The organism is Pseudoxanthomonas sp. F11 (genome assembly GCF_037046485.1).
GTDB lineage: Bacteria > Pseudomonadota > Gammaproteobacteria > Xanthomonadales > Xanthomonadaceae > Pseudoxanthomonas_A.
On the sequence record NZ_JBANLZ010000002.1, the window covers coordinates 100,782 to 119,470 of the forward strand.

Below are 18,689 nucleotides of genomic sequence, written 5' to 3' on the forward strand. Positions count from 1 at the left end.
CACGGGGACGGCGCATGGACAGCGGAACACACCACTTCAACCACATCGGATGCAGCGCGGCCACCCTGCCCATGCAGGCGGGACGTCGCCGGGTGCGCGCCTGATGCTGGACACCTACCGCGAAGTCGTCACGCCCGAAGGCGTGGGTTTGCACCTGCCCGCCGCCGGGCCGGTGCCGCGCGCGCTGGCGTGGGGCATCGACCTGGCCATCCGGATCGGTGTGCTGATGCTGATGGGCATGGTCCTGGCGATGCTGGGCAAGGTGGGCGAAGGCCTGTACCTGATCGGCCTGTTCCTGGTGTTCTGGGCCTACCCCATCGTGCTGGAGTCGGTCTGGCGCGGGCAGACGCCGGGCAAGAAGGCGCTCGGCCTGCGGGTGGTGTCGGCCGATGGCGCTCCGGTGGGCTGGCTGGCCGCGATCACGCGCAACCTGCTGCGCACGGTGGACATGCTGCCGTTCGGCTATGCCGCCGGCCTGGTCGCCTGCCTGGCCGATCCGCACGCGCGCCGGCTGGGCGACATGGTGGCGGGCACGTTGGTGGTGCATGCCGGCGGCGAGCGCGAACACGCGCCGGCGCCGGTCAATACCGTGTTCGTGCCGCCGGCACGGCTGTCGCCGGAAGAACAGGGCGCCATCGTCGCCTTCGGCGAACGCGCGCCGCGGCTGACGCCTGCCCGGCAGGAGGAGCTGGCCAACCTGGCCGAGCCGGTCACCGGCGCGCGCGGACAGGTGGGCGTGCAGCGCCTGTACGGCATGGCCAACTGGCTGTTGGGACGGCGATGAGGCAGGAGCAGTTCGTCGCCCGCCACCAGGCCGAATGGGTGGCCTTCGAATCCTGGCTGCAGGCGCGCGGTGGCAGCGCACGCCGCGCGCGCCATGAGCGCAACAACGGTGTGTTGACCGACGAGGACATGCCCGCACGCTACCGGCGCATCTGCCAGCACCTGGCGCTGGCGCGCCGCCGCGGCTACAGCCCGGTGGTGGTGGACCGGTTGCAGGCCCTGATGCAGCAGGGCCATGGCGTGCTGTACCGCACGCCGCCGCCGCGCTGGCAGCATGCGGTGCGCTTTCTGCTGGCGGATTTCCCGCGGCTGGTGCGCAGCGAGGCCGGCTGCATGACGGTGGCCGCGGTGGTGTTCGTGGTGCCGCTGGTGCTGATGTTCGTGCTGCTGCAGGTCCGGCCGGAGCTGGTGTACAGCCTGGCCTCGCCCGAGCAGGTGGCCATGTACGAGCGCATGTACGACCCCAGCGACGCGCGCCATGCGCTGGGGCGCGAGAGCGGCAGCGACTGGCAGATGTTCGGCGTGTACATCTGGAACAACATCAGCATCGGCCTGCGCACCTTCGCCGGCGGCCTGCTGGCGGGCGTGGGCGCGCTGTTCGTGCTGGTGGTCAACGGCGTGGGCATCGGCACGGTGTTCGGTCACCTGCAGCAGATCGGCTATGGCGATCCGCTGTGGCGGTTCGTGTGCGGGCATGCGCCGTTCGAACTGACCGCCATCGTGCTGGCCGGTGGCGCCGGCCTGCGACTGGGGCTGGGGCTGATCGCGCCCGGGCGACGGCGGCGCGTGGATGCGCTGGCCCATGCCGGCGCCAAAGGCGCACGGCTGTGCCTGGGCGTGGCCTTCATGCTGCTGGTGGCGGCCTTCATCGAGGCGTTCTGGTCGTCGACGCAGTCCATTCCCGCGGCGGTGAAGTACAGCGTGTCCGGGGTGCTGTGGACGCTGGTGGCGGTGTGGCTGGGTTTCGGCGGACGCGGGGTGGCCGATGCGGATTGAGCAGCTGACCGTCCGGCTGCGCGCGCGTTCGGACTGGGAGGCCGTGGAGCTGGGCATGGCGCTGGTGCGCCGGCATGCAGGCGCCATCTGGAAGCCCTGGTGGTGGCTGACGCTGCCGGTGTTCGCGCTGCTGAATCTCGGTGCGTGGTGGATCGACCAGTTCTGGCTGGCGGCCGCGCTCATGTGGTGGCTGAAGCCGGCCTTCGACCGCATCCCGCTGTACGTCATCTCGCGCGCGGTGTTCGGCAGCGTGCCGGGCACGCGCGAGACGCTGCGCGCGCAGGCGTCGTGGGGCGTGCGCACGCTGCCGCACCTGCTGACGTGGCGGCGGCTGTCGCCGGTGCGCTCGCTGTACCTGCCGATCGACCTGCTGGAGGGCGTGCAGGGCGAACGCCTGCGCCAGCGTCGCCGGATACTGGCCGGGCAGGCCTACGGCACGGCCATCCTGCTGACGCTGGTGTGCCTGCACTTCGAAACCGCGCTGCTGCTGGGCGGCGTGGCGGCGGTGGTGATGTACCTGCCGCAGGACCTGCTGCCGGACAGCATGCAGGCGGCGTTCGGGATGCTGGCGACGGAATGGCCGGCATGGCTGAAGCTGGGGTGGAACGCACTGGCATGGGCGGCGATCAGCGTGGTGGAGCCGTTCTACGTGGGCGCGGGCTTCGGCCTGTACCTCAACCGGCGCACGCAGATCGAGGCCTGGGACCTGGAGATCGTGTTCCGCACCCTGCGTGCACGCCTGTCGGCTGCTGCGCCGCTGTTGCTGGCCGTGATGCTGTGGACCGGCACGGAGGGCGCGCTGGCGCAGGAGCGGCATGGCGAGCGTCCCACGGCACAATCCACCGCACCGGCGCCGTCGCGCGATGCGCCCACGCCGCCGACCCTGCCGATCGTGTTCGGCGACCAGCGCGTCGATGACCGCGCCTTCCGCAAGGCGGCCGACCAGGCGTACCGCGATCCGCTGCTCGACCGCCGGCATACCCAGACCTCGTGGCAACGACGCCAGCGCGCGCCGGAACAGGAACCGGAGGTGGCGGTCCGCGACCAGGCCTTGCTGGGCGGCATCGGCAACGTGGTGGCCTTCATCGGCGAATGGGGCCTGTGGCTGGTCGCGGGCGTGCTGGTGCTGGCCCTGCTGGTGACGGTGCGCCACTGGTGGCCGTGGATGCGGGGCCTGGCGCGACCGCCCGCGGTGGCGCAGGAGCCGGCCGTGACCGAAGCGCTCACCTTGCCGGAGACCCTGCCGGACGACATCGCCACCGCGGCACGGCGCGCATGGCGCGAGGGGCGTCCGCGGCATGCGCTGGCGCTGCTCTATCGCGCCAGCGTGGACAGCATGGTGCAGCGTGCCGACATCGTGCTGCCGCCGGGCGCGACCGAGGCCGAGTGCCTGCGCGCCTCGCGTCGCATGCCGCAGGCGGCGGACCGCCAGGCCTTCGCGCACGTGGTCAGGATCTGGCAGTACGCGGCCTACGCGGAGCGGCTGCCGGGCGACCACGAATTCGAGGCGCTGCTGGGTGAACTGCAGCAGCGCTACGGGTGGGCGTCGTGACCGCGGCGCGTCGCAACGGCCGACTGGTGGGCGTGGCCGTGCTGGTGGTCGCCCTGGTGCTGGTGCTGCTGGTGGCGTGGTTCCGGCACACGTTCCACCGGGTCGAGAAGACGCTCTACCTGCCGCCCACCGGCGAAGCCGCCTACAACCCGCTGTACGCGCTGGCGAAGACGCTGGAAGCCGATGGCGTGAAGGTCAACGCGCGCCAGCGCCTGCTGCTGGACGACAACGCGCTCGCGCCCACTGACACGCTGCTGCTGTTCAACGATCCGCGCACGCTCTCGCCCCCCGATGCAGAACGCCTGCTGGACTGGGTGGAAGGGGGCGGCCACCTGCTGGTGCGCACGCCGCTGTACTCGCCGGGCGAAGACGTGGCGGGCCCGGACGCGCCGCAGGTCCCGCTGCTCGACCGCCTGTCGGTCTGGCTGGTGGAGGAGAGCCCGAACTGCGTGGATTTCCAGGTGGAGGGCGAGGAGCACCACGTCGAGTTCTGCACCGGCCGCCGATTCGCCTTCGAGGGCGTGGTGCCCGAACTCGCCTGGGGCGACCTGCAGGCCGGGTATGTCTACGCGCGGCTGGCGCGCGGGCGCGGACACGTGGACCTGCTGGCCGACTTCGATTTCATGACCAACACGGCCTCGGGTCCGCTGGCGCGGCAGGCCATGGACGTGCCGCCCGAAGGCGGTCTGCGCGACGGACCGCACCGTGCGCTGGCGCGTCAGGTGCTGGCGCCCAACTACGGCCTGGGTACCGTGCACCTGGTCTATGCCGCGCAGATGCCCTCGCTGTGGCGAACGGTGTTCCTGCGCGGCTGGATGGTGTGGGCGCCGCTGCTGCTCGCGCTGGCGGCCTGGCTGTGGATGCGCATGCAGCGCTTCGGCCCGCCCGTGCCGGCGCCGGCGGCGGAACGCCGCTCGCTGCTGGAACACGTGCGCGCCAGCGGCGAGCACCTCTACCGCTACGGTCGCGGCGTCATGCTGTACGCCGCGGTCCGCCAGGCGTTCCTGGCGCGCCTGCGCCGCCGCGATGCGGTGGCCGCCGCGCTGTCGGGCGAGCCGCAGGTCGCCGCCATCGCCGAGCGTACCGGCCTGCCCGCCGACCGCATCCGTACCGCCCTCCATGCGCCTGCCTCGCACGACCGGCAGGCTTTCCGCGACCGCATCGCCCTGCTGATCCACCTGAGAAACCGCCTATGAACGACCAGACCGCCGCCGCCCCGCCCGCGCTTCCCCCAACGCCCGGCACCGCGCTGTCCGCGCGCGTCGATGCCGTGCGCGAGGAGGTGTCCAAGGCCTTCATCGGCCAGCCGGACGTGCTGGACCAGATCCTCATCGCCCTGCTCGCCGGGGGTCACGTGCTGATCGAGGGCGTGCCCGGGCTGGGCAAGACCCTGCTGGTGCGCGCGCTGGCGCAGGCGCTGGAACTGACCTACGCACGCGTGCAGTTCACCCCGGACCTGATGCCCGGCGACGTCAGTGGCCACGCCGTCTACGACCCGAAGACCGAGAGCTTCAAGATCCGTCGCGGCCCGGTGTTCACCCACATCCTGCTGGCCGACGAGATCAACCGCGCACCGGCCAAAACCCAGTCGGCGCTGCTGGAGGTGATGCAGGAAGGCCAGGTGACCATCGAAGGCAAATCGTTCGAACTGGCGCCGCCCTTCATCACCCTGGCCACCCAGAACCCGGTGGAGCAGGAAGGCACCTATCCGCTGCCGGAGGCGCAGCTGGACCGGTTCCTGCTGAAGGTGCTGATCGACTACCCGGCGATCGAGGACGAGAAGCGCATGGTGGATGCCATCACCACCGGACGCACCGCCGCCGACTTCGACCTGTCGCAGGTCGGGCGCGTGCTGGGCGCGGGCGACATCGTCGCCATGCAGCGCGACACCGCGGCCGTGCGGGTGGATCCGGAAGTCATCGACTATGCCGTGCGCATCGTCGCCGCCACGCGCACCTGGCCCGGCATCGCGCTGGGCGCGGGGCCGCGCGGCAGCCTGGCGCTGGTGCGCGCGGCGCGTGCGCAGGCGGTGCTGCAGGGGCGCGACTTCGTCACTCCTGACGACGTGCGCGACATCGCCCGGCCTGCGCTGCGCCACCGCATCACCCTGGCGCCCGAACTGCAGATCGAAGGCCAGTCGCCGGACGATGCGTTGCGTGCGTTGCTGGCCAAGGTGGACGCGCCCCGGAAATGAGGCCGGCACCGCTGCTCATCGCCCTGATCGCAGGCTGGGGTCTGGCCGGCCTGGCCGTGCCGTTCCTCGGCTGGCCGCTGTGGCAATGGCAGTTGGCGGGCGGGGCGATGCTGATGATCGCGGCGCTGGATGCGTGGCGTCTGCGCAGCCGGCCCACGCCGGACGTGGTGCGCGAAGTGCCGGAAGCGCTGCCGCTGGGCATCGAGCGCGACGTGGCGCTGTGCTTCGAGACGCACGTCCGGCAGCGGCTGGAGGTGTTCGACCTGCATCCGGGCGGATGGACATCGTCGGGCCTGCCGCGCCGGCTGTCGCTGGCGCCGGTGTCGGCGACGCGTTTCACCTACCGCCTGCGTCCCACCGCGCGCGGCGATGCCCGCTTCGACGGCGTGCAGCTGCGGTTGCGCTCGACGCTGGCGCTGTGGCGGCAGTCGCGCGTGGCCGGCGTGCGGCAGCGGGTGCGCGTGTACCCCAACTTCGCGCCGCTGGCGCGTTTCGCGCTGTTCAGTGCCGAACAGGCCTCGCGCCTGGTGGGCGCGCACCTGAAGCGCCGGCGCGGCGAGGGTACCGACTTCCACCAGATGCGCGAGTACCGCGTCGGCGACAGCCTGCGCCAGGTCGACTGGAAGGCCACCGCGCGCTCACGCAAGCTGATCTCGCGCGAGTACCAGGACGAGAAGAACCAGCAGCTGGTGATGCTGATCGACACCGGCCGACGGATGATGGCGCGCGAGGACGCGCTGGGCCATTTCGACCACGTACTCAATGCCTCGTTGGTGGTCTCCTACCTGGCGCTGCGGCAGGGCGATGGCGTGGGACTTCTCGCCGCTGGCGGCGACAGTCGCTGGGTGGCGCCGCAACGCGGCATGGCGGCGATCGATACGCTGCTGCGCGCCAGCTACGACCTGCAACCGCGCCCGGTGGCCACCGACTACCTGGCCGCCGCCACCGAGCTGAGCCTGCGGCAACGCCGGCGCGCGCTGGTGATGCTGGTCACCAACGTGCGCGACGAGGACATCGACGACCTGCTGGCGTCGGTGCGGCTGCTGCAGCGGCGCCACCTGGTCTGCGTGGCCAGCCTGCGCGAGAAATCGCTGGACGCGGCGCTCGGCGAAGAGGTGCGCGACCTGCAGGGCGCCCTCCATGCCGGTGCCGTCGCACGCTACCTGGAGCAGCGCACCGCCGCACACGAGGCCCTGCGCAGCCACCGGGTGATGGTGCTGGATGTCACCGCCGACGAACTGCCGGCGGCGCTGGTGGAGCGCTACCTGGCGGTGAAGCGGGACGGCGTGCTGTAGTGGCTCGCATGCGCACGAAGGCGGTCCTCCTGCTCGCGACGGCGATCTGGATGCACGTGTTCGCAGCCGATGCCGCGGACGTCGAACGCATCCGCCTGCAGTCGCGCGACGCCGTCCTGGAGGTCACGCCCGCCTTGGGCGGGCGCGTGCTCGCCTTCGGCCTGGCCGGGCATCCCAGCCTGATCAAGATCGGCGATCCGGTGGCCTCGCAGCCGAACCCGGCGGTATCGGCGACTGCGGACGACATCGGCTATCTCGGCCACGATGTATGGCTCGGTCCACAGAGCGGATGGTGGTCCGATCAGCAGGTGAACGCGGCGCGCCGCGACGCCCGCGCCGTGTGGCCGCCGGATCCTTACCTGGCCTTCGCGCAGACGCGTGTGGTGGCGCGCGCACCCGATCGGCTGGTGCTGGAAGGCATCGACAGCCCGGTCACCGGCGTACGCCTGCTGAAATCGTTCGCGTTCGATCCCGCCGATCCGGCCACGCTGGAGGTCACCGCGCTGGCGCGCAACATCCGCGACCGCCCCGTTTCGCGCGATCTGTGGTTCAACACACGCACCTCGGCCGCCACCCGCGTGTACGTGCCGGTCGCCGCTGCCGCCGAGGTCCGCATCGAAGCCGCGGAAGCGATGGCGCCCGCGTGGCGCATCGACGCCGGCGTGTTCTCCTTCCTGCCGCCATCGGCGGCGGGCGTCAGCCGTCGCGGGAAGGTGTTGATGCAGCCCGCGGCGGGATGGATGGCCGGTTTCGCGCACGGCCAGGCGTTCGTCATCCGGTTCGACCATCAGCCGCGCAGCGCCATCCATCCGCAGCAGGGACAGGTCGAGCTCTATCTCGATCATGGCGAGGACATCGCGGCTGGTCTGCTGGAGATGGAGGTGCATGCGCCGTACCGCACGCTGGTGCCGGGCGAGGCCATGCAGGCACGCGAGCGCTGGACCGTGTTGCCGTATGACGGCGCGGATACGCCACAGGCGCACCTCGCCTTCCTGTGCCGCCGCCTGCAGCTGTGCATCGCTTCCACGGCGGACTGAAGCCTCAGCGCGCCGCGTCGATGCCTTTGCCGGTCGCAGCCCACCAGATCCCGCCGTACAGGTGTTCCATGTACAGCGGATCGTCGTACAGCGCCGGCGTGTGGCCCAGCGCGGTCACGAACACGCGCCCGCCGTCGTAACGGTGGTACCACGCCACGGGATGGTGTGCGCCCATGCCCTTGGCGGTCTGGCCGGGCCAGATGCGGGTGGGGTCGTAGGTCGTTTCGTCCACGCTCAGTACCGTGCGCAGGCCGCGCGTGACCGGTGCGTTGAATTCGTACCACTCGTCCGTCCAGATCCAGCGTGCCGGCAGACCGAAGGTGGCGGGGAACGACGCATCCTGCACGCGCACGGTCGCCGTCTGCACCAGCGGGTGGATGCGGAACGTGCGGCCGATCAGGCGCTCGAACCACGGCCACTCGCCGGGCGGGTTGAAGATCAGGGCGCGATGCACCGCGACCACGCCGCCACCCTTGCGCACGTACGTCTCGAAGTTCGTGCGCTGCGCGGCCTTCAACTCATCGCCCGGCGTGTTGAGCAGCACGATGGCGGCATACGGCGACAGGTCGCCGTCGAAAGGGGCGCTGTTCCACGACCAGGTCAGGTCGACGCCATGCCGCTGTGCCATGCGTTCGAACTGCGGCTTGGCGACCACGGTGTAGTCGTGGTGGTAGCGGTTGGGGATGGCCACCACCAGCACCTTGAACTGGTCTTGTGCCAGGGCGATGCAGGGCAGCAGGGCTGCCAGGCACAGGAGCAGGGTCAGCAGGCGTCGGGTCATGCCACGATGCTACCGGCCGGCATCGCACGACGTGCGCGCGGACCTATTCCGATTCGCGCCGCGGGTATGCGGTTATCGCCTAGGCGGGTGCGCGTGCCGCCTGCATCGCCTTGCTGGCGCCCCAGGCCAGCATCACCAGGCCTGCCGCGGACACTACGCCGAGCAGCATGCCGGCGGCGCCGAACAGCGACATCATTCCGCTGATCGAGGCGTATCCATCGGCCGCACTGTGGACCAGCCACGCCTGCCAGGCGCTCATCGCGCCACGCAACACCGCGGCCGCCAGCATCAGTCCCGTGCCCGCCAGCGCGAGCGGCCGTCCCGGCGCGGCGGGCGCCCACATCAGCAGCATCGCCATGCCGGCCACGCAGGCCAGCAGTTCGGGCAGCTGGTAGCCCAGCATCGTCAGTAGTTGGGTGAGGAAGCCGTCCATGCATCATTCCTTTCGGGGGGGTTGGGTTATCGCAGTCGAGGCAGCGTCAGTCGGACCATAAATGCGTCCCCATGAGGGTCGCTTGACGGCGAACGCCCCGCTCCTGATCAGGCGCGAGACGATGCAAAAAGGCTCGAGAGGGAATAAGCATCGCCAACGTCGAAGTTGCTATCTCGTAGCGCGCTACGTACTGGCGCATGCCGATGTACAAAGTTCCCGTCTCCTCATCCCAGATCGAGGATGTCGCGTACAAGCCCATCCAGGGGGCATCCGCGAGCAAAATACGGAGTCGACCGTCCGGTTCGAGTTCGACCAAGGAGTCGCTCAGCGTGATCAGGAGGTTGCCGTTCGCTTTAGCTGACACCGCGGATGGAGCAGCAGGAAGCTGGGTTACCGTCCGTGTTTGCCACGCGCCCTGTGAACGATCGAGCTCGATGAGTGAGCCACGAGACGAGCCCAGGTGTGCAAGGCCCTCAATGGCATGCCACTTGCCTTGCCAACGAACGAACTCCACCACGTGGTGGATGGATATTTTCCGATTCTCTTTCCCATCTTCACTAAACCACGAGAGTTCGGCACCGAACTCCCCGTGATTGAACGCTACCAGCCAGCCGTCGTCGATACGTTGCGCGACGATGCCATCGGCACGCTTCCCCTCGGCGGGAAGGAAGGGCGGCCGCGGAGATCGGGGGCGTGACGCTTCAGGTGATGCAGCCAAGGTATGGCCGCGACGGAATACATACCACGACAAAGGGGAGTAGTTGGCCGCATATTCCCAAACCAGGCGCTCTTCGCGCTGTGTTTGATCGGGTATCGGAATCTCCAGCCACTCGTCCACCGCGGCAATGGCTCCCGCTTCTTCTTTCCCTGATGCCAGGCAGGGTGCAGCGAGCAAAAACATGAAAGCAAGCCAAGCACGCATCACGTCGCTCAATCCGCCGTCACCAGCACCTTGTCCCGGTCGCGCAGCGCGGCGTAGACCGGGTCGGTATCCGGGCGCACGCCGTGCCAATGCTCGAACGCCTCCGCAGCCTGTTCCACCAGCATGCCCAGTCCGTCCACCGCATCGTGGCAGCCGGCGGCGCGCGCCCAAGCCAGGAACGGGATGGCGGCTTCGCCGTAGTTCAGGTCCACGGCCAGCGTGCGCGGCGTGGCCAGGTGGAAGGGCAGGGTGAATGCGCCCTGGTCCTGTCGCGAGGCCGAGGTGGCGTTGACGATCAGCGAGAAGTCGCCCAGATCGCCCAGGTCCTTCCAGTAACGCGAGTGCGCGCGGTCGGGTTCGCCGAGTGCATCGGCCAGCGCGTCCGCGCGTTCGGCCGTGCGGTTGACGATGATCAGTTCGCTGATGCCCGCGTCCAGCAACGCAGGCGCCACGCCGCGCGCCGCGCCGCCGGCGCCGAGCAGCAGCGCGCGCCGTGCGCGCAGGTCCAGGCCGTGGCGACCGGTCAGGTCGCGCACCAGCCCGGCGCCGTCGGTGTTGTCGCCATGCCACTGGCCCTCGTTGCGGGTCAGCGTGTTGACGGCACCGGCGCGGCGCGCGCGGTCGGTGGTCTGTGCGCAGATCGCGAAGGCCGCTTCCTTCAGCGGCAGGGTGACGTTGGCGCCCGCGCCGCCGTCGTCGGCGAAGCGGTCGAGCGCGGCGACGAAATCGTGCGGGGCCGCATCGATGGCGGTGTACTCCAGCGCGATGCCGGCCTGCTGCGCGAACGCGGCGTGGATGCGCGGCGACAGCGAATGAGCGACGGGGTGGCCGAAGACGGCATAGCGATGGCTGGACATGGTGCGGACCCCGTCGGACAGGAGGAATGGGATGCCGCAGGGACGCGCCGCGAACGGGGGCGTCGCTGCCGCTCCGACCGAGTCTACCGCGCGCGGCCCGCGGCTTGACAGGCCGTGGGTGCGGCGGCACTGTGCCGCCGCTGCAAAGGCGCCAGGGATCAGGGCGACAGGCGGGCCGGAAGGGGAGTCCGGCCACCCTCCATCGCATCCGGAACCGGGCGGGCATCCACGGGCCGCGAACCGGCCACGCGACGCCCCCGCATGTGCAGGCCTTTGCGGCGCAAGCCGAGCACCCACGCCACCCCGCCGGTACCGCAAGGACGCGGGGACATCACCATGACCGAAAGGGGAAATCCGATGACGCTGTTCCGTTGCCTGCCGCTGGCCCTGGTGGCCTTCGCCTTCCACGCCCAGGCCCAGTCCCTCTCGCCGGCCTACGACGCCTTCCGCAAGAAGGAAACGCCGGCCCCCGCGCCTGCGCAACCCGCGACGCCGGTGCAGACCGATGCCGCGCCGCCGGCACCCGCGCCCGTCGCGGCGCCTGCGCCGGCCCCCTATGCCGCCACCTTCGACACCGCTGCACGCGAGCAGGACGACGGCGGCTTCTTCGTCGGCGTGCAGGCCGGCCAGGGCTGGATCTACGAAGACGTCGAGCAGGACGCCGTGGCCGTCAGCGCGGGCTACCGCTGGCAGGCCGGTCCGTGGACGCAGGTGGGCGTGGAGCTGTCCGGCGGCCGGCTGGACGAAACGACCGATGGTGGCTGGCCCTATCCGAAGGCGACGTACAAAGCGCTGGGCGCCAATGCCCGCATGAACTTCGGCGAGAGCCCCTGGTTCATGATGGTGCGCGGCGGTTACTTCGACGCGGAACAGGACATCCCCGACGGTGGCGACTTCTCCACCGACGGCGGCTATGCCGGCCTGGCGGTCGGCGTGGACATCAACCGCCATTTCAACATCACGCTGGGGTATACCGGATTCGTCTACGCGGACGAGTACTACGACAGCGACTGCGATGACGACTACCGCTACGACTGCGACTTCAGCCGTGCCGACACGGTGACGCTGGGCGTCGAAGCGCGGTTCTGATGCGGGAACAGGAACGAAAACGGGAGCCGCAAGGCTCCCGTTTCATTTGCTTCGCGTGCGGTCGACGTCAGCCGTTGCGCAGCCAGCGCGCCGCATCCAGCGCGAAGTAGGTCAGCACGCCGTCGGCGCCAGCGCGCTTGAACGCGGTCAGCGCTTCCAGCGCGCAGGCTTTCTCGTCCAGCCAGCCGTTCGCGGCGGCGGCCTTGATCATCGCGTATTCGCCGCTCACCTGATACGCGAACGTCGGCACGCCGAACTCGTCCTTCACCCGGCGGATCACGTCCAGGTACGGCAGACCCGGCTTGACCATCACCATGTCCGCACCTTCGTCCAGGTCCAGCGCGATCTCGTGCAGGGCTTCGTTCGAGTTGGCTGGGTCCATCTGGTAGGTGAACTTGTTGCCCTTGCCCAGGTTGCCCGCGCTGCCCACCGCGCTGCGGAACGGGCCGTAGAACGCGCTGGCGTACTTGGCCGCGTACGACATGATGCGGGTGTTGATGAAGCCGGCCTTCTCCAGCGCCTCGCGGATCGCGCCGATGCGGCCATCCATCATGTCGCTGGGTGAGAGGATGTCCACGCCGGCGGCGGCATGCGCGAGGGACTGTTTCACCAGCGCCTCGATCGTCTCGTCGTTGAGGATGTAGCCGGTGTCGTCGATCAGTCCGTCCTGGCCGTGCGTGGTGTACGGATCCAGCGCCTGGTCGCTCATCACGCCCAGTTCGGGGAAGCGCGCCTTCAGGGCGCGGATCGCACGCGGGATGATGCCGTCCTCGTCCCAGGCGATGCGGCCGTCGGCGGTCTTCGTCGCCGGATCGGGCACGCCGAACAGGTCGAGCACCGGCACGCCCAGTTCCAGCGCTTCCTCGCCCACGCGCAGCAGCTCATCGATGGACAGCCGCTCGACGCCCGGCATCGAGGCCACCGGCACGCGGCCCTTCTCCTCGTGCACGAACACGGGATAGATCAGGTCGTTGGTGGTCAGGACGTTCTCACGCATCAGCCGGCGGGAGAATTCGTCGCGGCGCATGCGGCGCGGGCGGGTATACGGGTAGGCCATCACGGGCTCCTGGCAGAGCGCCGCATGATACGCCCGCGCGGCCCGACCCGGCCTGCGACAGGCGGTCGCAGCGCAGAACGCTGCGTTCGGAGGCGTGTCAGACGATTCCGCCCCCCAGCGACAGGCGGACGATCCCCACCACGATGACGATGCCGTTGAGCACCAGCCCGGCCTTGGCGCGGCCGCGGTGCTCGGTGCGGGTGAACAGGATGCCGACGGCCGCGATGATCGCGCCCACCGCCGCGAACGGGATCAGGAACCAGTTGCCCCAACCCAGCAGAGGAATGAGGGCCAGCACCATCCACAGCATCGCCACGATGCCCCACAGCAGGCTGATCAGTCCCATCGCACATCCTCCGGCCGGCGCGCGTTGCGGCGCCTCATGCCGGCACTATGCGGATGCGGGCCTGTCGCTTCAAGCGCCGACGCCGTGCATGCCTTCGATTTCCACCAGCAGCTCGCGCCGGCAGACATCGGCATGCAGCATCAGCCACGGCACGCGCGTGCCCAGGCGGGCTTCCAGCTGCGCGGCGACGGCGTCGGCATCGCCCGCGTCGCGCACGTAGACCTTCAGTCGCGAGGTGCCGTCCAGGTGCGGCGACAGCGTCGGTGCGCGCTCGCGCGCCGCGCCCAGCAGGCTGTCGAGGTTGGTCAGCGTTTCGTCCAGTTGGGCGCGCAGCGAATCGGCATGCTGCGACGCATGGCCGACGATGCTGGCCGTGCCCGACAGCAGCAGCGGCACGCGTGACGAAGGCGGCAACAGGGCACGCGCGAACGTCGGCGATTGCGGCCCGTACTCGCGCGGGTAGCGGTAGGCGCTGACCTGGCGCGGATTCTCCAGCGGCAGGCCGGGCTCGCGGGCGGCCAGCCAATACACCTGCAGCACGCGGCGACCGTCACGGCTGCCGATGGCGGTCGCCGCGGGCAGCGTGCGCGTGTCCACATCGCCCAGGCCCTGCACGCGGCCGACGCAGAACTGCCGGTAGCGTTCGCCGTCGCCTTCGCCCTCGGTAATGGCGTCGAAGTAGTTCCAGATGCGCAGCAGGTGTGGATAACCGCTGTCCCGCCAGAACGCCATCATCGCCGCGTACGCATGGGCGCTCGCATGCAGGATGCCGCCGTCCGGTTCTTCCCACTCCAGCACGCCGAACATCAATGCGCCGTCGTGGCTGTAGCGGATGGCGCCTTCGCGCCCCGTGGCCACCGGACCGGCCGACCGCCACACCTCATAGGGCGCCGCGGCTTCACGCAGGGGCGAGAGCGGCACGTGCAGGTAGCGGGGATCGTCGATGGCGGCCGAGCTGGGCGCCAGCATGCCGAACCCGAACACGGCCAGCGTTTCGGGCATGCCGAGCAGCGCCTGCGGGCCGGGAGCGTGGATGTAGTCGACCGCCAGCCGCGGGGGCGCGGGCGGGAGGTCGGGAGCGGAACTCATCGTGCGGGCAACAGGCGCATGGTCAAGGTGAAATGATAACCCGCCGCCCCGTGGCACCGCCCGACGACGGGATATGCCAGTATTCAGGCGGTGCGGCGGAACATCGCCGCTGGGCCACCGGGAGAAGCCGCCATGTCGTTCCGTACCGTCGCCATCGTGCTCGTCGCCGCGCTTGTGGCCGGGTGCGCGGGCAGCTCCAAGGTCATGCTGGGCCAGGCCCGCGCGCCGATCGATCCTGCGCAGGTGCAGATCTACCGCACGCCACCGGCCGGTTCGCAGGAAATCGCGCAGTTGGAGTCCAAGAGCGCGGTCGGCTTCGGCACCCAGGGCCAGACCGATGCCGCCGTGGCGCGCCTGAAGCGCGAAGCTGCCGCCCTCGGCGCCAACGGCGTCGTCCTGCTGGGCGTGGGCTCCAGCGGTTCGCCCGTAGGCATGTCGGTCGGTGCGGGCAGCTACGGCCGCCACTCGGGTGGCGGACTGAGCGTGGGTATTCCCACCACCCAGAAGCAGGCCGCCGGCGTGGCCATCTACGTGCCGCCGGGCACGCCGGTGGATCCGTCCCTCGTGGTGCCCGATCCCGCGCCCAAACCCTGACGCGGTCCGCCAGGATCGGATGCGCGAAGGCGGCCCTGGGCCGCTTTCGTCGTTCGGGGATCAGGGCAGGGGCATCGCCGCGTCGTCTTCCAGCACGATCCGCTCGCCACCGTCCACGTTCACCGCCAGGGTTTCGTAGCGCCACTCGCCGGCGTGCTTCTCCGCGACGACGAACAGCGTGCCGTCGGCCTTCGGGCCGTCCAGCGGAATGGACAGGTTGGCCTCGCCGTCGGGGCCGTTGCTGCTGAAATTGCCCTGCACCAGCCAACCGGCCCGGATCGGGGTGCCGAGCGCGGCCGTGACGGCAGGATCGGTCTGCGCCTGCGTCATCGCATGCCGGTAGGGTTCGGAGGATTTCATCGCGCCGAAGACCAGCATCAGGATCCCGAATACGAAGGTGGCGAACAGCGCGAGCAGCAGCGCCGCCAGCACCGGCACGCACCATTTCCAGTTGCGGCTCCACCAGGTGGAGGGGGGCGGGGTGGCGGCGTGCATGCGCGGGCTCCGGTCGTTTCCCGTTGAACGCTTACGGCTTCAGGCAGCGGCCAAGGAAATCCTCGGTCAACCGGTAGCGATGCAGCAGGTCGCTGCCTCGCAGGCCGTGCTTGGCGCCGGGGTAGGTCATCAGCTCGAACGGCGTGCCGCGCTTCTGCAGCTCGCTCATCAGCTTGGTGGAGTTGGTGAACAGTACGTTGTCGTCGGCCATGCCGTGGATCAGCAGCAGCTTGCCGGCACCGATGCCGTCCACGTGGGTGAACACGCTGGCCTCGCGGTAGCCGGCTTCGTTCGCCTTCGGCAGGTCCATGTAGCGCTCGGTGTAGTGGGTGTCGTACAGCGCCCAGTCGGTGACGGGCGCGCCCGCCACCCCGCAGGCGTAGGCCTCGTTGTGCTTGGCCAGCAGCATCAGCGTCATGTAGCCGCCGTTGGACCAGCCGTACACGCCGATGCGCGCCGGATCGACGAACGCCTGCGACTTCAGCCATTCGACGCCGCGCAGCTGGTCGTCCACCTCCACCGTGCCCTGCTTGGCGTACAGCGCACCGCCGAAGGCCGCGCCGCGGCGTGGCGTGCCGCGGTTGTCCAGCGAAAACACCACGTAGCCCCGCTGGGCCAGATATTGGTTGAAGAAACTGTCGCTGCGGCCGGGCCAGGCGCGCGTCACCGTCTGTGCGGCGGGGCCGCCATAGACGAAGACCACGACGGGATACTGCTTTTTCGGATCGAAGCCGGCCGGCTTGATCAGGCTGTAGTGCAGCGGCGTGGTGCCATCCGCGGCGGTCAGCGTGCCGTAGGCGGTCGGCTGGTGCGCGGCGCGGTACTTCGCGTACGGGTGCGTTGCGTCGGAGACGTCGTTGACGAGCAGGGTCGCCAGCTTGGTGCCGTCGGCCTTGAACAGTTCGATCTGCGGCAGGGTGGTGTCGCTGGACCAGCTGTCGACGAAGACGCTGGCGTTGCGCGCGAAGGTGGCCGCGTGCATGCCGGGCGTCTGCGTCAGGCGACGCGGCTCGCCGCCGGACAGAGGCACGGCGTAGACATGCGCTTCCGTGGCGCCGTCGCGCGTGCCGCTCACGTAGGCCAGGCCGGCGGCCTCATCGAACGCCAGCAGGCCATCGACCACCCATTCGCCCTGCGTCAGCGCGCTCAGCGTCGATCCGTCTTCCGACGCGATGTACAGATGTTCGAAGCCGCTGCGCTCCGACGACCACAGGAAGCGTCCGTCCTTCAGGAAGCGCAGGTCGCTGTGCAGCGGCACCCAGGTGGTCGAGGTCTCGGTCACCAGCGTGCGCTGTCCGCCCGTCGCCAGCGTTACTTCGACCAGCTCGAGCTTCTTCTGGTCGCGCGACTGGCGCTGGAAGGTCAGGCGCTGCGGATCGCGCCAGTCCACGCGGGCCAGGTAGATGTCCTCGTCGGTGCCGAGGTCGATCCACTGCGGCCTGGCGCCGGTCTTCGGCGCAATCACGCCCAACTGCACGAGTACGTTGTGGTCGCCGGCGGCGGGGTAGCGCTGCTCGACCACTTCAGTGCGATCCGGATAGACCTCGTAACGCTTCTGCACCGGCACGGGCGTTTCGTCGATACGCGCGAACGCGATGGTCGCATCGTCCGGCGCCCACCAGTAACCGGTGTGGCGGTCCATTTCCTCGTCGGCGACGAATTCGGCCACGCCGTTGCCGATGGTGTCGCTGCCGTCGCGGGTCAGCTGCACTTCCTTGCCGCTGGCCAGGTCGATGACCCAGAGGTTGCGGTCGCGGATGAAGCTGACGAAGCCGCCCTTCGGCGAGATCTTCGGATCGGTGGCGAAGCCGCCGCCGTTCGTCAGCTTGCGCACCGCGTCCCTGCCGGACTTCGTCAGGTCGTAGAAATACAGCTCCCCGCCCAGCGGGAACAGCAGCGCCTTGCCATCGGGTGACCACTGGTAGTCGACGATACCCGACAGCGCGGCGATACGCTGGCGTTCGCGGCGCGCCTTTTCCTCGTCGCTCAGTACTTCCTCGCCCGGCAGCACCACCGACGAATCCACCAGCAGGCGCGTCTGCCCGCTGGCGATGTCGTATTCCCACAGGTCCAGCCGGTTGCGGTCGCGGTCCTTGCCGCGCAGGAAGGTCACCCGCGATCCGTCCGGCGCGACTTGTGGCTTGGTCAGCGTCGGCCCCGACAGCGGCGCGCTGCCGGTGATGGCTTCCAGGGTGAGCTTCTCGGCGTGAGCGGGCAGGGCGGTGGCGGCGGTCATCAGGGCGAACAGGGCAAGGCGCATGAGGTTTCTCGGGCGGCGGGGCCGGTCAGGCCTGGATTATGGCATTCGGCCCGAGAGACCTCCGGTTGCAGTGAGACCCTGCTCCTGCAGGAGCGGGCCATGCCTGCGATGCGCGTGCGCGGTCCGACCGAAAAGCATCGCGCCCGAGGGCGCTCCTACCGCGTGTTGGCGCTTTGGCCGAACAGGTGCTGGCGTTCCTCTTCGGTCAGTGGCTGGCCGGCATTCGGATTGACGTGCGATGCCAGCGCGTAGGCGCGTTGCACTGCGGGACGCGCGGCGATCTCCGCGTGCCAGCGTTGCAGATGCGGATAGGGCGACAGGTCCAGCGGCGCCTTGTCGTAGGCATTGACCCAGGGATGCGTGGCCATGTCGGCGATGCTGTAGTCGCCGCCTGCCACATGGGCGTGTTTCGCCAGCTGCCTGTCCAGCACGCCGAGCAGGCGCTGCACTTCGCGCGTGTAGCGGTCGATGGCGTAGGGGATCTTCTCCGGCGCGTAGACGGTGAAGTGGCCGTACTGTCCCGTCATGGGCCCCAGGCCGCCCATCTGCCACATCAGCCACTGGTTCACGGCCACTTTCTGGCGCGTATCGGCACCGAAGAAGCGACCGGTCCTGTTGGCCAGGTACAGCAGGATGGCGCCGGATTCGAACACGCTGATCGGTTCGCCGCCATCGGCGGGCGCGTGGTCGATGATCGCCGGCATCTTGTTGTTGGGGGAGAACGCCAGGTACTCCGGCTTGAACTGGTCGCCCTTGCCGATATCCACCGGAATGATGCGGTAATCCAGCTTGGCCCCCGCCTCCGCCAGTTCTTCCAGCATCAGGGTGATCTTGTGGCCGTTGGGCGTGGGCCAGTAGTACAGGTCGATCATGGCGGTTCATCGCGGGGGAGAGCCGGCAGTCTAGCCG

General features: G+C 69.6%; 19 protein-coding genes. 9 read left to right on the forward strand and 10 right to left on the reverse strand.

Annotated elements, in window-relative coordinates; genetic code table 11:
* The first annotated feature begins 103 nt into the window (after nt 1-103).
* Genes V8246_RS06210 through V8246_RS06240 form a run of 7 tightly spaced genes read left to right on the forward strand, consistent with a single transcriptional unit; the run spans nt 104 to nt 7,857 of the window.
* Nucleotides 104-784 (forward strand): RDD family protein, encoded by a 681-nt coding sequence (locus V8246_RS06210; protein ID WP_162110928.1) that lies wholly within the window; start codon nt 104-106, stop codon nt 782-784.
* Complete coding sequence (locus V8246_RS06215; RefSeq protein WP_336188420.1) at nt 781-1,779, forward strand: stage II sporulation protein M; 999 nt, start codon at nt 781-783, stop codon at nt 1,777-1,779. The genes V8246_RS06210 and V8246_RS06215 overlap by 4 nt, the downstream gene beginning before the upstream one ends.
* Nucleotides 1,769-3,331 carry a DUF4129 domain-containing protein gene (locus V8246_RS06220; protein WP_336188421.1) on the forward strand — a complete coding sequence of 521 codons (1,563 nt, stop codon included), beginning with the start codon at nt 1,769-1,771 and terminating at the stop codon, nt 3,329-3,331. The genes V8246_RS06215 and V8246_RS06220 overlap by 11 nt, the downstream gene beginning before the upstream one ends.
* Entirely contained in the window at nt 3,328-4,527 is a 1,200-nt protein-coding gene (locus V8246_RS06225; protein ID WP_336188422.1) for a DUF4350 domain-containing protein, read from the forward strand. The genes V8246_RS06220 and V8246_RS06225 overlap by 4 nt, the downstream gene beginning before the upstream one ends.
* Nucleotides 4,524-5,525 (forward strand): MoxR family ATPase, encoded by a 1,002-nt coding sequence (locus V8246_RS06230; protein ID WP_271251299.1) that lies wholly within the window; start codon nt 4,524-4,526, stop codon nt 5,523-5,525. Before V8246_RS06225 ends, V8246_RS06230 begins: the two co-directional genes overlap by 4 nt.
* On the forward strand, nt 5,522-6,820 hold the full coding sequence (locus tag V8246_RS06235; protein WP_336188423.1) for a DUF58 domain-containing protein: 1,299 nt from the start codon (nt 5,522-5,524) through the stop codon (nt 6,818-6,820). The genes V8246_RS06230 and V8246_RS06235 overlap by 4 nt, the downstream gene beginning before the upstream one ends.
* Before the next feature lie 8 nt (nt 6,821-6,828).
* A complete protein-coding gene (locus V8246_RS06240) occupies nt 6,829-7,857 on the forward strand; it encodes a DUF4380 domain-containing protein (RefSeq protein WP_336188424.1) in 1,029 nt (342 codons plus the stop codon).
* A gap of 4 nt (nt 7,858-7,861) precedes the next feature.
* Here the strand turns inward: V8246_RS06240 and V8246_RS06245 are convergent, their stop codons facing one another.
* From V8246_RS06245 to aroE, 4 genes are all read right to left on the reverse strand, one after another.
* Nucleotides 7,862-8,638, reverse strand: a complete 777-nt coding sequence (locus V8246_RS06245; protein ID WP_336188425.1) for a ThuA domain-containing protein — start codon at nt 8,636-8,638, stop codon at nt 7,862-7,864.
* Nucleotides 8,639-8,717: 79 nt separating this feature from the next.
* Complete coding sequence (locus tag V8246_RS06250) at nt 8,718-9,071, reverse strand: hypothetical protein (RefSeq protein WP_336188426.1); 354 nt, start codon at nt 9,069-9,071, stop codon at nt 8,718-8,720.
* Nucleotides 9,072-9,117: 46 nt separating this feature from the next.
* Entirely contained in the window at nt 9,118-10,005 is an 888-nt protein-coding gene (locus V8246_RS06255; RefSeq protein ID WP_336188427.1) for a hypothetical protein, read from the reverse strand.
* Complete coding sequence (gene aroE / locus V8246_RS06260; protein WP_336188428.1) at nt 10,002-10,850, reverse strand: shikimate dehydrogenase; 849 nt, start codon at nt 10,848-10,850, stop codon at nt 10,002-10,004. The genes V8246_RS06255 and aroE overlap by 4 nt, the downstream gene beginning before the upstream one ends.
* A gap of 357 nt (nt 10,851-11,207) precedes the next feature.
* Between aroE and V8246_RS06265 the strand changes: the two genes are divergently transcribed.
* The gene (locus tag V8246_RS06265) at nt 11,208-11,939 is read left to right on the forward strand and encodes an outer membrane beta-barrel protein (protein WP_336188429.1); all 732 of its coding nucleotides are present in this window, start codon (nt 11,208-11,210) and stop codon (nt 11,937-11,939) included.
* A gap of 67 nt (nt 11,940-12,006) precedes the next feature.
* On the opposite strand, the gene hemB is transcribed toward V8246_RS06265, so the two are convergent.
* From hemB to V8246_RS06280, 3 genes are all read right to left on the reverse strand, one after another.
* On the reverse strand, nt 12,007-12,996 hold the full coding sequence (hemB, locus tag V8246_RS06270) for a porphobilinogen synthase (protein ID WP_336188430.1): 990 nt from the start codon (nt 12,994-12,996) through the stop codon (nt 12,007-12,009).
* Nucleotides 12,997-13,093: 97 nt separating this feature from the next.
* The gene (locus tag V8246_RS06275) at nt 13,094-13,342 is read right to left on the reverse strand and encodes a hypothetical protein (protein WP_336188431.1); all 249 of its coding nucleotides are present in this window, start codon (nt 13,340-13,342) and stop codon (nt 13,094-13,096) included.
* A gap of 69 nt (nt 13,343-13,411) precedes the next feature.
* Nucleotides 13,412-14,431, reverse strand: coding sequence for a pteridine-dependent deoxygenase (locus V8246_RS06280; protein WP_336188432.1), 1,020 nt, complete (start codon nt 14,429-14,431; stop codon nt 13,412-13,414).
* A gap of 132 nt (nt 14,432-14,563) precedes the next feature.
* On the opposite strand from V8246_RS06280, the gene V8246_RS06285 reads away from it, so the two are divergent.
* Nucleotides 14,564-15,025, forward strand: a complete 462-nt coding sequence (locus V8246_RS06285; RefSeq protein ID WP_336188433.1) for a hypothetical protein — start codon at nt 14,564-14,566, stop codon at nt 15,023-15,025.
* 60 nt (nt 15,026-15,085) lie between these two features.
* On the opposite strand, the gene V8246_RS06290 is transcribed toward V8246_RS06285, so the two are convergent.
* The 3 genes from V8246_RS06290 to V8246_RS06300 form a co-directional block, all read right to left on the reverse strand.
* Nucleotides 15,086-15,520: a cytochrome c oxidase assembly factor Coa1 family protein gene (locus V8246_RS06290; protein ID WP_336188434.1), complete on the reverse strand. Its 435-nt coding sequence runs from the start codon at nt 15,518-15,520 to the stop codon at nt 15,086-15,088.
* A gap of 31 nt (nt 15,521-15,551) precedes the next feature.
* A complete protein-coding gene (locus V8246_RS06295; RefSeq protein WP_336188435.1) occupies nt 15,552-17,780 on the reverse strand; it encodes a S9 family peptidase in 2,229 nt (742 codons plus the stop codon).
* Between the two features lie 155 nt (nt 17,781-17,935).
* The gene (locus tag V8246_RS06300) at nt 17,936-18,652 is read right to left on the reverse strand and encodes a glutathione binding-like protein (protein ID WP_336188436.1); all 717 of its coding nucleotides are present in this window, start codon (nt 18,650-18,652) and stop codon (nt 17,936-17,938) included.
* Nucleotides 18,653-18,689 lie beyond the last annotated feature (37 nt).